A 14,109-nucleotide genomic window follows, 5' to 3' on the forward strand; every position below is an offset into this window, starting at 1 on the left:
CACGCACCGATATACGATAGCGCGGCTGGCGATAGACATGCGATAGACATATTTCTGAAAAAAGATGCACCGAAAGGAACAGAGGAATAGAGTGCAATCGATAAAAAGAGCCGTTGCTGGACAGAGCGTATCATTTTTCCTTCTCGACCAAACCTCATCTCTGATTTCACTTTTTCTTCAGTTTGACCACGCTGAAAGCCTATTCGGAATAAACACTCCATCTTTTCCGTTTCTAAGAAAGAGGAGATTGTATCCTGTAATACTCGTTTATCTCCTCTGTTCTGCTGGAAAGGAAAGAAGCATTACAATGGTACAAATAGGGGTTGTTTTCCCACAGACCGAGAGTGGAACAGACACCGGCACGATTCGTGCCTATACACAGGCTGCGAACGATCTGGGCTTTCAGCATATGGTCGCCTATGATCACGTGGTAACTACCGGGCCAAGCCATCCCGATACCTATGCCTATGGGCGCCAGCTCTTTCATGAGCCATTCGTCCTGTTTGGCTATCTGGCAGCGCTAACCGAGATGGAGCTTGTACCCGCGGTGATTATCCTGCCGCAGCGACAAACAGCGCTGGTCGCCAAGCAAGCGGCAGAGATAGATATTCTGACAAAGGGAAAGTTCCGCCTGGGCATCGGCGTGGGCTGGATTCCCGCCGAATTTGAGGCGCTCGGCGTCAACTTCAACGAGCGTGGGCGCATCATGAACGAGCAAATGGAGGCGCTCCGTCTGCTCTGGACACAGGAAACCGTGACCTATCATGGCAAATATATCACGTTAAACGACGTCGGTTTAAATCCCATGCCGCTCACTCGCCCTATCCCGCTCTGGCTTGGCGGCAGCGCTGAACCGGTTCTCCGTCGTCTTGCCCGCCTGGGTGATGGATGGTTCCCACAGGGCACGCCCGAGCAGAACAAGCCCACCCTGGAGCGCCTGCGTCGCTATTTTCAGGAGGCTGGCCGTGATCCCTCTACGCTTGGCATCGAGGGCCGCATCAACGCCACCGACGGCACTCCCGATACGTGGCGACGCCTCGCGGAAGGCTGGCGCGACGCCGGAGCCACCCACCTGTGCTTTAGCACGATGAACGCCGGATATACCTCAATCGATCAGCATATAGAGGCAATTCGGCGCTTTAAAGAGGCCGTCAGCGACCTGTAAGCGCTGCTACACTTCCAGCTCCTGCTGCTCAGCGGACAGGAGCTTTTTGTCTGGTTTTTTCTCCACACAGGTACACTATATCTAGATAGAGACCGGACCGAGGGAACAGTATACCCGGCGTAGAAAGGAGTATGACCTGTGGCATCACCCTACTACCTTGCGATCAAAGGGGACTTTGTGATCAAGGGGAAAAAACCGGATGGCGATTCTCTCCGCTTCATTGCCCACAATCTGGAGCTCTACAGGCTGTTGCAACGTGCCTATCGCATCAAGGTCTCTCGGGATGGAAGCGTGCAGCTCCGCCTCGAAGGGGTGGACGCGCCCGAGCTCCATTATGGCACACATATGCAGCCGCTTGGCGAGTGGTCTCGTGATACGCTCCTGGCATGGCTTGGCTTCCAGAATATCGTTTACGAGCAGCATCGCGTGACCGATTCCACCCCGCTGCACATTCCAGGCGCGATTCTGACGCAGGCCGCAGAGGTCAATGGCCGTCCGATCTCCTATATCCTGATAGGTCCGCTTGCAGACGGCCTTCAGGATGGTACATGGACTCTACTTGACCCCACACTGCTTCAACAAACACTCAACTTCACTCTGTTGAGAGAGGGGACCGCCTATTATACAACCTACACCTCCACGTATATTGAGCACCGCCGCCTGCTCCGTGACGCCGCAGTTCAGGCCCGTTCAGACCTTAAGGGCGTCTGGCGCGAGGATCAGACAAACAGTTTTCAACTGGTCAATCAGGACTCCATCGGTCCCCAGGGACAGCTTCTTCTCCCCAAGCTCTTTCGCCGCTGTACCGACTATCTGAAAGATGTTGAGAACGGCTATGATGGCAATCTGCCAGACTGGTTGGTCTGGATATCGCAATCATCACGCGATGAGAATGATATGGTGGTCATCCAGGATGCGCTGGAAATTCCGCTCAGTGATCTGATCCTGCAACAGAATCAAACGGTTCGTTTTCAGGTCGATCTTCTCGATATTGTTTTTGTCGAGAAATAAGAGAAAAAGCGCCAGGGAGGGAAGATAGATCCCTCTCTGACGCTCCGTGTCACACAACGAATCGGGCGCACACTATTTGTATGGAGGATGCCGCATTTCCAGGCTGGTCGGGCGTACGAACTTGAAGCGCTTCATCTCGCGCCTGTGGCTCCACACCCAGAGCAGACGCCTATCTTTGCCGCGCATGGTGTTGCCCTCAATCGAGGTAAAGGTACCTCTGCTGGCCTGTACTGAGACCACAAAGCCCGCATGTGAAGCTCGCTTATTCCTGATCAGGAAGATGTCACCCGGGCGTGGTGCCTCCACCAGACTGCGATGCTTCTTGCCCCATGCGTAGATGCTTGTCACCAGGGAAGGATTATCCCAGGGCAGTTGCTTATTCTGATGTCCGGCGGCATCAAGCGCCCAGGAAACAAAGTCCGCACACCAGGGCTGACATCTGTGCCCGAAGTAGCGCGAGAACTTATTACAGTCGGGACCTCCCTGTTCCCGATACCCCTTCTGCCGTATCGCCAGTCGCACCGCTCGCTCGCCGATGGTTTTGCCCCTGACCGGCATCGGCATCGCCATATAGAGGTCATCCTTGTAGGCATCCTCACCCACGCTATCATCAATCAACTCGTCATCCACGATCCCGACACAGATGAGCTCTTCGAGGTCCAGTTCATCGAACCGGGGAATATCAGAGATGTGATCGGGCTCCGTCCAGAACTCGCTGTCCAGTTCCCTCGTCTTGCTTGCTTCCAGGCCGCATTCAGAGATTTCCAGCGAGTTCATCTCAATTTCCAGCTCGTTCATCCTCATCTCTTCATGTAAACTCATGGCCTTTTCCTCTTCTTTCTTCAAGCACGCCTGGTCAATAAATGCTATAGAAAGCATACTGAATTCCATAAAAAGAGGAAAGGTCGTTCTGATAGCAACCTTACAATTACTATGGGGCAGCAACGGAACAGCCAAACCACAGGCAACCATCCAGAAGCACGAGAACGTGAAGAGCAGCCCATCTGAGACATTTTGAGTAAGATAGGCGTGCTACTTTCTATAACTTATGTTCTCAGCACAGGGAAAAGGAAGGAGCAATGCAAACCGCAGAGATTCTACAATCAGTTGAGCATCGACCGTTTCCGCTGCATTCAAGTGCGTGGATTATGACGCAGCGATGGAAGGATGTTCTCTTCGCACACTGGTCACTGACGCCCGAGGAGCTCCGGCCCTTTGTCCCTTCCGCGCTCTCACTTGACACGTTCGAGGATCAATGCTGGCTGACGATCACTCCATTCTCCATGTCACATGTTGCGCCACGGGGCTTCCCGCCAATACCTGCGCTCTCCGATAGCTACGAGCTCAACGTCAGAACCTATGTGATTGCCAATGGAATACCCGGTATCTATTTTTTCAGTCTGGATGCAAGCAATCCACTGATGGTACTGCTGGCGCGGCATGTCTACTCTTTGCCCTATTTCAAGGCACGAATGCATAGCGAACAGAGAGGGAACTTGTTCTTTTACAGCAGCGTGCGCACTGATCCAAAGGGACTCCCGGCTACCTTTATCGCCCGCTATCAACCACACCCGGCAATCTTTCAGGCAGAACGTGGCACGCTAGACTACTGGCTGCTTGAGCGCTATTGCCTCTATACCGTGATCGGACGCCAGAAAATCCTGCGGGCTCATATCCATCATCGCCCCTGGGAGTTACAGAAGGCGCGAATGGAGATCCTCTATAACTCGATGACGCTTGCGGCTCGCTTTCCACTCCCGGAGCAAGCGCCACTGCTGCATTACTCGCAAGTACAGGATGTGCTGGTCTGGCCGATCTTCCCGACTACCTGAACTATGAAAAGAGAGGGAACTTCAGCTCCCGATCCGCAGTGAACATAAAAAGAGAGGGAGAGCCAGTCTTTGTCTCTCCCTCCCCGATCCGCAGTGAACATAAAAAGAGAGGGAGAGCCAGTCTTTGTCTCTCCCTCCCCGATCCGCAGTGTAAAATGGCTGACGACCGGTTCGAATGATGCCCACGTCAGTGAGGTTTCCTCTTTCACTATACTGTGCATTGAAACAGAAAAGTATAGATTCATCAATTCTATGATATGGCATAATAGATTACCCGGGAGAGATACTGACAATATATAGAGATGAGCTGAAATAAAAATTCGGCACCTGCTTCCAGAGTGGAAAACAGGTGCCGCCACAACAAACGGGAGTAGAAGGAGCTATGCCCTTCCCTGAGACATCTGCTGGCAGGTCTGTGCGCAGCGATGGCAGTGCTCAGCACAGGCTTTCATCTGAGCATCGTTCGGATCTACCTTCTCGCAGGACTCGGCACAGCGGAGACAGATCTGAGCGCAAAGCGTGCACAGTGCCGCATACAAGGGCGACTGCCGCAGCATGAAATCCTCACACATCTGACACATCTGGCTACAATCCTGCATCAGCCGAATGTGGTCAAGTTCGACATGCTTCCCACCTTGCTGAATACAGTATTGAAGGGTCTGGAGACAGCTTGCATGACACTCATGACACTCCTGAATACATTGCTGAAGCGTCTTCTGGGTTGTCGTTGTACGCTGCATGTTTTCCTCCTTTTATTGAGCGGTTACGACTATTACGTGAGAAACGAGACTTTGCCCTTTACCGGCAAAGTACTCGACTGATAGAACTATTGAACAGGGCCACTTTGCCCTATTTCAACTCACCACTTGTATTCTACTCCTACGCTAAATACGCGCTTCTGAATAAACGACACGCTCCGCTATTGTTTCTCACGAACGAAGCTCAAAAAGGTGACAATGGGGCGGAAACATGCGCGGCGCATGCCCTTCCCGGCTCTCTCCGGCCCACAAATAAAGCGTGTTCACCCCGAAACACAAAATACAGGCAATACCGTCTATTACGGCAGAGCATGTAACATCACACCCCGCTCTATACGTGTGAACAGAGGATCACTGTCGTGTTCAGTTGAGGAGATATCGTTTTATGAGTGAACAACCCGCCACCTATCTTCCAATCGAAGATCATGCACTCATCGGAGATCTGCATACTGTGGCACTGGTTGGCATTGATGGATCCATTGACTGGTGCTGTCTACCTCGCTTTGACTCACCCGCCGTTTTCTGTTCCCTGCTTGACGCAAACAAGGGCGGCTTCTTTCGCATCTCGCCTACCGAGCAGGTCAAATGCAGGCAGCTCTATCTTCCCGAAACAAACATTCTGCTGACGCGCTTTCTCAGCACAGAGGGCGTCGCAGAACTGACGGACTTCATGCCAATCAAAGAAGCGGAATCGACGGAGCTTCAACACTTCCTGGTACGTGCTCTGAGTATCATTCATGGCTCGCTGACCTTTACCATTCATTGTCGGCCCACGTTCGATTATGCGCGTATGAGACACAAGGTCCACCTGGTCGATACCGGAGCCATCTTTGAGAGCAAGCAGATAACGATGGGCCTCGCCTCGCCGATCCCGCTGGAAGAAGATGGGCACGGAGGTGTAAAGGCAACGCTGACGCTACACGATGGCGATACCATTCGCTTCGTCCTGTCGAGCGGTCATAGAGACGGGAGTTCGCCCCGCCCTCTGGATGAGCAGGAGTATAATCAGTCCTTTCGGAACACGGCCATGTACTGGCATAGCTGGCTTTCCCAATGCCTCTATCAGGGGCGCTGGCGCGATGTGGTACAGCGTTCGGCTCTGGTATTGAAGTTACTCACCTATGCTCCTACAGGCGCTCTGCTGGCGGCTGCAACTACCAGCCTGCCCGAATCAGTCGGCGGTGCACGCAACTGGGATTATCGCTATACCTGGATACGCGACGCCTCTTTTACGCTCGATAGCCTGCTTTCGCTTGGCTTTACGCAGGAGGCCGAAGCGTTTATGAAATGGCTTGATAACCGCTGTCATGAGCTCAAAGAGGGGGGCACGCTTCAGCCCATGTATGGCATTAACGGTCAACAGACGCTGACCGAGATCACCCTTGACCACCTGGAAGGCTACCGCAAGAGCCGCCCTGTGCGTATCGGAAATGGAGCCTATACCCAGAAACAGCTTGACATCTATGGCGAGATGCTGGACGCATTGTATATTTACAATCGCTATGACGCCATTTCATACGATCTCTGGAGTAATCTGCTCTTGCTGCTTGAATGGCTGGAAAAGCACTGGGAGGACCCTGATGAAGGCATCTGGGAGGTACGTGGCGGCCCAAAACAATTTGTTCATTCACGCCTGATGAGTTGGGTGGCCTTCGATCGCGCTACCCGCATCGCCCGCTTGCGCGGTTGGCCTGCCCCTATTAATCGCTGGATCAAAATGCGCTCCAGGATCTATCAGCAGATCATGCAACGTGGCTGGAGTCAGGAGAAGCAGAGCTTCGTGCAATACTACGGAAGCGAGGCGATTGATGCAAGCTCACTGCTGCTGATGCTCACTCATTTTACCGGGACGAAAGAGCCGCGCGTGCTCTCTACCCTTCGGCGCCTGAAAAACGAGCTTGCCAGCGGAGCGCTGGTCCGGCGCTATCTGCCACAGTATGCCGCAGATGATGGCCTGGGCTCACAGGAGGGGACCTTTAGCGCCTGTAGCTTCTGGTTTGTGCAAAATCTGGCCCTTGCCGGGCACCTGGAGGAGGCACGCCTGCTGCTGGAAAAGCTACTCTCCTACAGTAACCACGTCGGCCTGTATGCCGAAGAGATCAACCCGACAGGTGAGGCGCTCGGGAACTTTCCTCAGGCCTTTACGCATCTATCGCTGATTAGCGCCTGCACTACGATGGATAAGATGTTAAACAGGCATCCCGGACAATTACAGCTCACACCCAGACCACTCTATGGAGACTATAGATAAGAGATAGAGACAAGAAAGCGCAATAAGGGGTAAGCTATGACATTACTTGAGAAAGTGGCGGTTGATGCTATCAAGGTGACAGCATGTACTATTCCGACCGACTTCCCCGAGTCGGATGGATCCTATACCTGGGATAAGACAACGATCGTGCTTGTAGAGGCGCACGCGGGCGATCGCTGTGGCCTCGGGTACACCTATGCCGATGAGGCCACGGGCCACCTGATTCAGCGCTTGCTTGCGGGCATCGTCACCGGTCAGAACGCGCTGGACGTGCCCGGCTGCTGGCGAGCGATGGTTGCAGCTATCCGCAATCTGGGACGACCTGGCATCAGCTCAATGGCGATCGCTGCCGTGGATGCGGCCCTCTGGGATCTCAAGGCTCGCCTGTTTGATGTCGCCCTGGTCACGCTGCTTGGTGCCTCACGCGAGTGCGCACCCGTGTATGGCAGTGGTGGCTTTACCTCGTATTCACGTGAGCAGTTACAGCGGCAGCTAGGAGACTGGGCCGCACAGGGCATCCCGCGCGTAAAAATGAAGATCGGTAGAGAGCCCGACCACGATATAGAGCGCGTTCGTGAGGCACGTGAGGCCATCGGTCCACACTGTGCACTCTTTGTCGATGCTAATGGCGCGTACAGCCGCAAGCAGGCGCTGGCCCAGGCTGAGCGCTTCACCGAGCAGGGCGTGAGCTGGTTTGAGGAGCCCGTTTCTTCGGATGATCTGGCAGGCCTGCACCTCATCCGGGATCGGGCGCCCGCTGGCATGGATATTGCTGCCGGGGAATACGGGTATGATCTCTGGTACTTTCGTCGCATGCTGGACGCCGGGGCTGTTGATGTGCTTCAGGCCGATGCCACACGCTGCGCGGGAATTACCGGATTCCTGCGTGTAGCAGCCCTCTGCGAAGCGCACGGCCTGCCACTCTCCTCACACTGTGGCCCGGCACTCCATGTGCATGCCTGCTGTGCCGTCCCCAATTTCCGCCATATGGAATACTTTCACGATCATGTACGCATTGAACATCTGCTGTTTGACGGCGTGCTGACGCCCCACAAAGGTGCACTGTATCCAGACCGCTCACGTCCGGGTATGGGGCTTGAGCTCAAACGCGCCGACGTCGCACGCTATGCGATTTGAGAGCGAAAGGGAACACAACTCTATGAAAGCCAAACCACCCATGCGCGTTGTCCAGACGTGGCCTTTACCCGCAAAGTGGCTTCAGCGCCTGCTTCCTGCATCGCTGGCGCAGGAGGAGCGCACGATTATTCTGCATATCCGTGAGGGACGCTTCCAGCGCAGTCTTGCTGTGATTACGGCCTGCGCCAGCCTGTTGAGCGGGCTCGAAGTCGCCTACGAACACTATATCGGGAGCTACAGCCAGAAGATCATGTATACACCGGTCATCCTTTGCTGCGGTCATATTCTCAGCAGCATCGGCGCGATCTTCAACCGCTGGATTGCTCGCGTCCTGTTGCCCATTATGTCGCTGCTGCTGGCGCTAGATGGCGTGGTCGGTTTCTTTCTGCACATTCGCGGTGTCCAGCGCAAGCCCGGCGGGTGGCGGCTCCCGATCTTCAATATTGTGATGGGACCACCGCTCTTTGCGCCGCTGCTGATTGCAACCAGCGGTTTTCTGGGCCTGATTACCAGTTTTCTGCGCAGTGAGAACGCCCTTCCTCCCGAGCTCTTTGAACACGTGAAAGGCGTCAGGAGGCGGTTCCCGCTCTGGATGGACCTGATGCCCAAAGCCCCGGTCAGAGAGCTCCTCTCAACAGAACAGGATATCCGCGAGGGACGCTTTCAGGGCTTGATGGGCGGAGCCACGGCCCTCTCAGCCTTCTTCAGTGGAGCCGAGGCCCTGTACTCGCACTATAAGAACAACTTCACCTATAAGATCGAGTGGACGCCTATTCTGCTTTCGCCGCTGGTCATGATCGCTGGTATCGGCACCATCTGGAGCCGCACGATTGCTCGCACGCTGCTGCCGATTACCTCGCTGCTGGCCGCCATCAACGGTATGCTCGGGCTCTATTACCATTTGCGCGGCATTTCCCGCCGCCCCGGAGGCTTCAAGAAGTTTCTCTATAACCTGCTCTATGGCCCGCCCATCTTCGCGCCGTTACTCTTCGCCTCGACCGGCTTTCTGGGACTGCTTGCAAGTCTTTTGAGGAGGACTCGACCATGAAGCATTCAACCGACCGTCTGCCTGTCGATCCACACACCGGGCAACCCATTCCACCGCGCGCGCAACCCGGCTACTATCCTGGCTTCCACACGCTCGATCAGCAGGCGTTCTGGGATGAGGCAACTCGTAAGGTCGTCCTGGATCGCGTCGAACATGTGCCGCCGATCCGCTTCTTTACGCCTGAAGAGGCTGAGCTAGCGAAAGCTATCTTTGATCGCTTGCTCCCGCAGGACGATCGGGACGAAGAGCATACCATTCCCATTGTGAACTTTGTGGACGAGCGCCTCTATCACAAGCGCATCGATGGCTACCGCTACGAATCGATGCCACCCGATGACGAGGCCTACCGTCTCGGTTTGCGGGCGATTGATGAGATCGCTCAGCATCTGTTTCAACAGCCATTTGTGCAGCTTGGCCCCCACGAGCAGGATCAGGTATTGCTCACCCTGCATTCCGCCGAGCCACCCGCCGCACACGAGATCTGGCAGAAAATGCAGGTGCATTACTTCTGGCTCCTGATCCTTCAGGATGCGGTCGGAGTCTATTATGCGCACCCCTACGCCTGGGATGAAATCGGCTTCGGAGGACCTGCCTATCCACGTGGCTATATGCGCCTGACAGGCGGTGCGCCTGAGCCCTGGGAGGTCGAGGAACAACGCTATGAGTGGCAGGGGCCCCCTACCTCCCTCTCCGATATATACAAGCAGCCGGGCGGCCCCGGTGGACACGGTCAACAGCCTCCCGGACAGGGCGGCACCCATTAGCGAAGGGAGGAATGACACGCGATGAAAAAACCGCTTTTCGGAGCCTTCAGAAAGCCAGAGGACAAAGTCCATCACCTCGGCCCGATGCAGAAGATCGAGACGCCTATGCGCCGCTTCGATCCTGATGAGGAGGTCGATTTCTGTATTGTCGGCGTCGGCTCTGGCGGTGGGGTGCTGCTTCAACGGCTGGCACGGGCTGGCTTCAAGGTCGTTGGCATTGAGGCAGGCCCGTTCTGGGATACCGAACGCGATTGGGTCAGCGATGAGGCGGGCTCACACCAGCTCTACTGGAACGACCTGCGCATCACGGGCGGCAGCGATCCAATCACGCTCGGCGCGAATAATAGCGGCAAGGGCGTCGGGGGCGGGTCTGTGCACTGGGCGGGCTTCACGCCGCGTTTCCATCCCTCGGACTTCCGCGTCTATTCCGAAGACGGCGTCGGGATCGATTGGCCGATCTCCTATGAAGCGCTCAAGCCCTATTACGAGCTGCTTGAGCTGGAAATTCCGGTTGCCGGTCCGGCCTATTATCCCTGGGGTGACCCGCACGGCTACCCGTTTGGGCCACATCCGCCCGCTGGCGTGCCCGACGTCCTTTCCCGGGGCTGTAGCAAACTTGGCATCCCGGTCAGCAGTGGCGGCCCGGTCGCAATTCTGGAAGGATCACGCAATGATCGCCCGCACTGCATCTATCGCGGTTTCTGCCTTCAGGGCTGCAAAGTCGGCGCGAAGCAGAGTACCCTGGTCAGTCACGTTCCAGACGCCATTCATCATGGGGCCGAGATCCGTGCAAACTGCATGGTGGCCCGCATTAACATGAAGAACGGGCGGACTACCGGCGTCACCTACTTCGATCCGGACAAGCGGGAACGTGAGCTCAGGGCAAAGGTGGTCGTGGTCTGTGGGTACGCGATCGAGACGCCGCGCCTGTTGCTGAACTCGGCCTGCCCGGGCTTCGAACACGGACTCGCCAATTCCAGCGGCACGCTCGGTCGCTATCTGATGGTGCAGATTGGCAATGTCGTTCTGGGGCGCTTTGAGGACCCAATCCGCATGTATAAGGGCCCACCCGCCCACTCGCTTACCGAGGAGTTCTACGAAACCAATCCCAAAAATGACTTCGCACGCGGCTTTGCCATTCAAACAGTCGCACCGTTGCCGATCGCCTTTGCCAAACAAATGCTGATGGCAAAGGGAGCCTGGGGTTGGGGCCTGCGCCGCGTGATGATGGACTACAACCACTGGGCACCGCTTGGCGTCCTGGGTGAGATTCTCCCCTGGGAAGATAACCGCGTTGAACTGGCCGAGGAGAAAGATCAGTACGGCCTTCCCGTCGCGAAAATCACGTTCGGGCTCCATGACAACGATCGCAAAATTGCGAAAGCAGGCGTACAGAAGACAACGGAGATTCTGGATGCTGCGGGAGCACAGGAGGTCGTTGAGGAGGCTCGCTATGCGCATCTGGTCGGGGGAGCGCGTATGGGCAACGACCCCCGGACCTCGGTCACAAACAGCTTTGGCCTGACACATGACATCCCGAACCTGTTTATCTGTGACGGGAGCCTGCTTCCCACGCAGGGCTCAGCCAATCCCGGGCTGACCATTCAGGCGCTGGCCGCTCGCAATGCTGACTATATGATCTCCAACGCCGCCGACATCTTCGCAGGGCGGTCTCCCTCCGTAGAGCAGCCGCCAGTGCGGAAACAGCTTTCACCTCCTGGCATAAAGGGGAAAGGCACTCCCAGAATCAGGTAATCCAAAGGGCTCCTCTTTTTTAAGCAGAGGAGCCCTTTTTTTTTGCTATTTCGCACGGCGCAAAACTTTTTATGACGGGTTAAAAACGACTTTCCAGCGTCAGCAACAACCTTTCGTCCAGGCGCAAAAACCGCTATACTGTAAGGGCCATATCCAGGCTCCGACGGGGCTTTTTCTACATCAGGAGGTTTTTCTTTTGCTGGCTGACAGATTTGACGCATTCTTTCTTGATCTTGATGGTGTCGTCTATGTTGGGCGTCAGGCGCTTCCCCATACAGTTCCGTCTCTGCAACGACTCCGGGCCGCTGGAAAGCAGATTCGCTTTCTGACCAATGCCACCTGTGCAACCCGGGAACAACTGGTTGAACGCCTGCGCAACCTGGGCATTGAGGCACACAAAGAGGAAATACTGAGCGCTTTCTGGGCAACCTGCCTCTATTTACGCGAACAGGGCATTCGCACCGTCTACTCGATTGGCAGCCCGAGCGTTGTTCAGGAGTTCAACGAAGTGGGCATCAGCATCGATGAGGAGCACCCCGAGGCTGTTGTTGTGGGCTGCGAGGAATTCTTTACCTATAACGAACTTAAACAGGCATCCTTCCATATCCGAAGAGGGGCACACTTTATCGCCACAATGGTTGACGCGACCTTCCCGACGCCTCTGGGGCCCGCTCCTACCACCGGCGCGATCGTCTCCGCCTTGCAAACCGCCACCGGGCAGTATCCGACCGTCATCGGCAAGCCATCGCCCACCATGTTTCTTGAGGCGCAGAAGAGCCTCGATGGCGTTGATGCCTCCCGCATTGTGATGATCGGTGATACGCCTGCGAGCGACATTCTTGGCGCTCATCAGGCGGGTCTCAGTGCTCTGCTTATTTCAAAAGCGGCTCCCAGCACACGCCTGTTTACCGGAGCCCGCGACCTGCGCGAACCGGATGGCATTATTCCGGATCTGGCCGCGCTCTTCGATGAAGAGTACACGATTCAGCCTCACAAGCCGCTTGGTTATCGCTGGCCGCAGAGCATACAGCCGGGCGTTGCCGCTGTTGTGCTCAATGCGGAGGGACAGGTGCTGCTGGTTCAGCGAAGCGATACCGGCCTGTGGAGCCTGCCCACGGGTCATGTTGAGGCGGGGGAAACGGTCGAGGAAGCGATCACCCGCGAGATACAGGAGGAGACAGGGCTACAGATCCGCGTTGAGCGGCTCAGCGGTGTCTACTCCGACCCCACCACCCAGGTCTTCTCATATCCTTCCGGGGAGGTCATTCACTTTATCACGACCTGCTTCCGGTGCACGGTAACAGGCGGCACGCTCCGCAGCGACCGACAGGAGACGATCGAAGCGCGTTTCGTCGACTCCAAGCATCTGCCTGATCCCTTCCTGCCACTACAACGCCGCTGGCTTGCCGATGCGCTGACAGAGACCGAGCGAGCGTTTATTCGCTAGCCTGCACGAGCGATAAGGGCAGCCTCTAGCGGTTGCCCCTGCTCCACTGCGCACCAGCCGGTAAGCGAATCCCGAAGTAGGAACGAAGCGCATCGCGGAACATCGTCTCATCCGCCAGTTCCATTGTATGGCTCTCGCCGTTCACATGGCGAATCTTCAACTCCATATTATTGAGTATCACCCGGGCGTCGGGAGCCGCGATTGCGCAAATAGGGTTATGTATAAAAGGCGAGTCAGGCGAGTGCGAGGTGTAAAAATTCATCATCCGGTAATCGGCGGGATAGTATGGTTCAAGCGTGAAGCCATAGAGCGGCCTCCATTCGTCCCTGACTTTATGTTGCAGGATGTAGCCAAAATCGGGATCGGTGACCAGCCGAAGCACCTCGAGCCGCTGATCGACCTCAACACCCGGCTCCAGAGGCAGGGGAGCAACCGGACAATTACCGCCGAATCCGACATCAACGAGCCAGCGCCGCCCGTTCAGCTCGATCAGCATCAATTTATGTGACTTCTGCTGCACAACGCCACCAATCATCACTCGCGCCGCCAGCGTCGTCACCTGAAAGCCGAGCTGACGCAATACCTGCTCAAGCAGCCCGTTCAGCTCGAAGCAATAGCCGCCCCGCTGGCTCTGAACCAGCTTCTGAAACAGGCTGGCCGGGTCAAGCGCGATCGGCTCGCCCATCAGTACACTGAAGTTTTCAAACGGAATATGCATGATCTGCCCGTTGTGAAGCTGAAACAGCGTCTCTTCTGTGGGGGTTGCTGGCCCCTGATACTCGATTCGTTCAAAATAGGCATCCAGTTGAAGCTGATCCTCAAACATATTTCTCTATCCTTATTTGTATTGAGCTTGCATCTACTCTGTACTTGCTATAACAGTGCTCTTCAGCTCCAGCATTCCCCTGATTTGAGGAAAGGATATACTGAAAATGATCCAT

General features: G+C 55.6%; 12 protein-coding genes. 9 read left to right on the forward strand and 3 right to left on the reverse strand.

Features of this window, described 5'->3' with window-relative positions; all coding sequences use genetic code 11:
* The first annotated feature begins 307 nt into the window (after positions 1-307).
* The gene (locus tag KTH_RS01770) at positions 308-1,165 is read left to right on the forward strand and encodes an LLM class F420-dependent oxidoreductase (protein ID WP_111320064.1); all 858 of its coding nucleotides are present in this window, start codon (positions 308-310) and stop codon (positions 1,163-1,165) included.
* Between the two features lie 138 nt (positions 1,166-1,303).
* A complete protein-coding gene (locus tag KTH_RS01775; RefSeq protein WP_111320066.1) occupies positions 1,304-2,176 on the forward strand; it encodes a thermonuclease family protein in 873 nt (290 codons plus the stop codon).
* Between the two features lie 72 nt (positions 2,177-2,248).
* On the opposite strand, the gene KTH_RS01780 is transcribed toward KTH_RS01775, so the two are convergent.
* Positions 2,249-2,998 (reverse strand): CHAP domain-containing protein, encoded by a 750-nt coding sequence (locus KTH_RS01780; protein ID WP_497616119.1) that lies wholly within the window; start codon positions 2,996-2,998, stop codon positions 2,249-2,251.
* Positions 2,999-3,255: 257 nt separating this feature from the next.
* Between KTH_RS01780 and KTH_RS01785 the strand changes: the two genes are divergently transcribed.
* Entirely contained in the window at positions 3,256-4,008 is a 753-nt protein-coding gene (locus KTH_RS01785; protein ID WP_497616120.1) for a YqjF family protein, read from the forward strand.
* Positions 4,009-4,388: 380 nt separating this feature from the next.
* On the opposite strand, the gene KTH_RS01790 is transcribed toward KTH_RS01785, so the two are convergent.
* A complete protein-coding gene (locus tag KTH_RS01790) occupies positions 4,389-4,748 on the reverse strand; it encodes a four-helix bundle copper-binding protein (protein WP_111320072.1) in 360 nt (119 codons plus the stop codon).
* Between the two features lie 403 nt (positions 4,749-5,151).
* On the opposite strand from KTH_RS01790, the gene KTH_RS01795 reads away from it, so the two are divergent.
* The 6 genes from KTH_RS01795 (at position 5,152) to KTH_RS01820 (ending at position 13,168) form a co-directional block, all read left to right on the forward strand.
* Positions 5,152-7,017, forward strand: a complete 1,866-nt coding sequence (locus tag KTH_RS01795; protein ID WP_497616123.1) for a glycoside hydrolase family 15 protein — start codon at positions 5,152-5,154, stop codon at positions 7,015-7,017.
* 36 nt (positions 7,018-7,053) lie between these two features.
* The gene (locus tag KTH_RS01800) at positions 7,054-8,154 is read left to right on the forward strand and encodes an enolase C-terminal domain-like protein (protein WP_497616124.1); all 1,101 of its coding nucleotides are present in this window, start codon (positions 7,054-7,056) and stop codon (positions 8,152-8,154) included.
* Between the two features lie 22 nt (positions 8,155-8,176).
* Positions 8,177-9,202 (forward strand): hypothetical protein, encoded by a 1,026-nt coding sequence (locus tag KTH_RS01805; protein ID WP_497616126.1) that lies wholly within the window; start codon positions 8,177-8,179, stop codon positions 9,200-9,202.
* Positions 9,199-9,966 (forward strand): gluconate 2-dehydrogenase subunit 3 family protein, encoded by a 768-nt coding sequence (locus KTH_RS01810; RefSeq protein ID WP_111320078.1) that lies wholly within the window; start codon positions 9,199-9,201, stop codon positions 9,964-9,966. Before KTH_RS01805 ends, KTH_RS01810 begins: the two co-directional genes overlap by 4 nt.
* Positions 9,967-9,987: 21 nt before the next feature.
* Positions 9,988-11,721, forward strand: a complete 1,734-nt coding sequence (locus KTH_RS01815; RefSeq protein WP_211326056.1) for a GMC family oxidoreductase — start codon at positions 9,988-9,990, stop codon at positions 11,719-11,721.
* Between the two features lie 196 nt (positions 11,722-11,917).
* Positions 11,918-13,168: an HAD-IIA family hydrolase gene (locus tag KTH_RS01820; protein WP_111320080.1), complete on the forward strand. Its 1,251-nt coding sequence runs from the start codon at positions 11,918-11,920 to the stop codon at positions 13,166-13,168.
* 25 nt (positions 13,169-13,193) lie between these two features.
* On the opposite strand, the gene KTH_RS01825 is transcribed toward KTH_RS01820, so the two are convergent.
* Complete coding sequence (locus tag KTH_RS01825; RefSeq protein WP_111320082.1) at positions 13,194-13,994, reverse strand: arylamine N-acetyltransferase family protein; 801 nt, start codon at positions 13,992-13,994, stop codon at positions 13,194-13,196.
* Positions 13,995-14,109 lie beyond the last annotated feature (115 nt).

The sequence above is a fragment of the Thermosporothrix sp. COM3 genome (genome assembly GCF_059696735.1).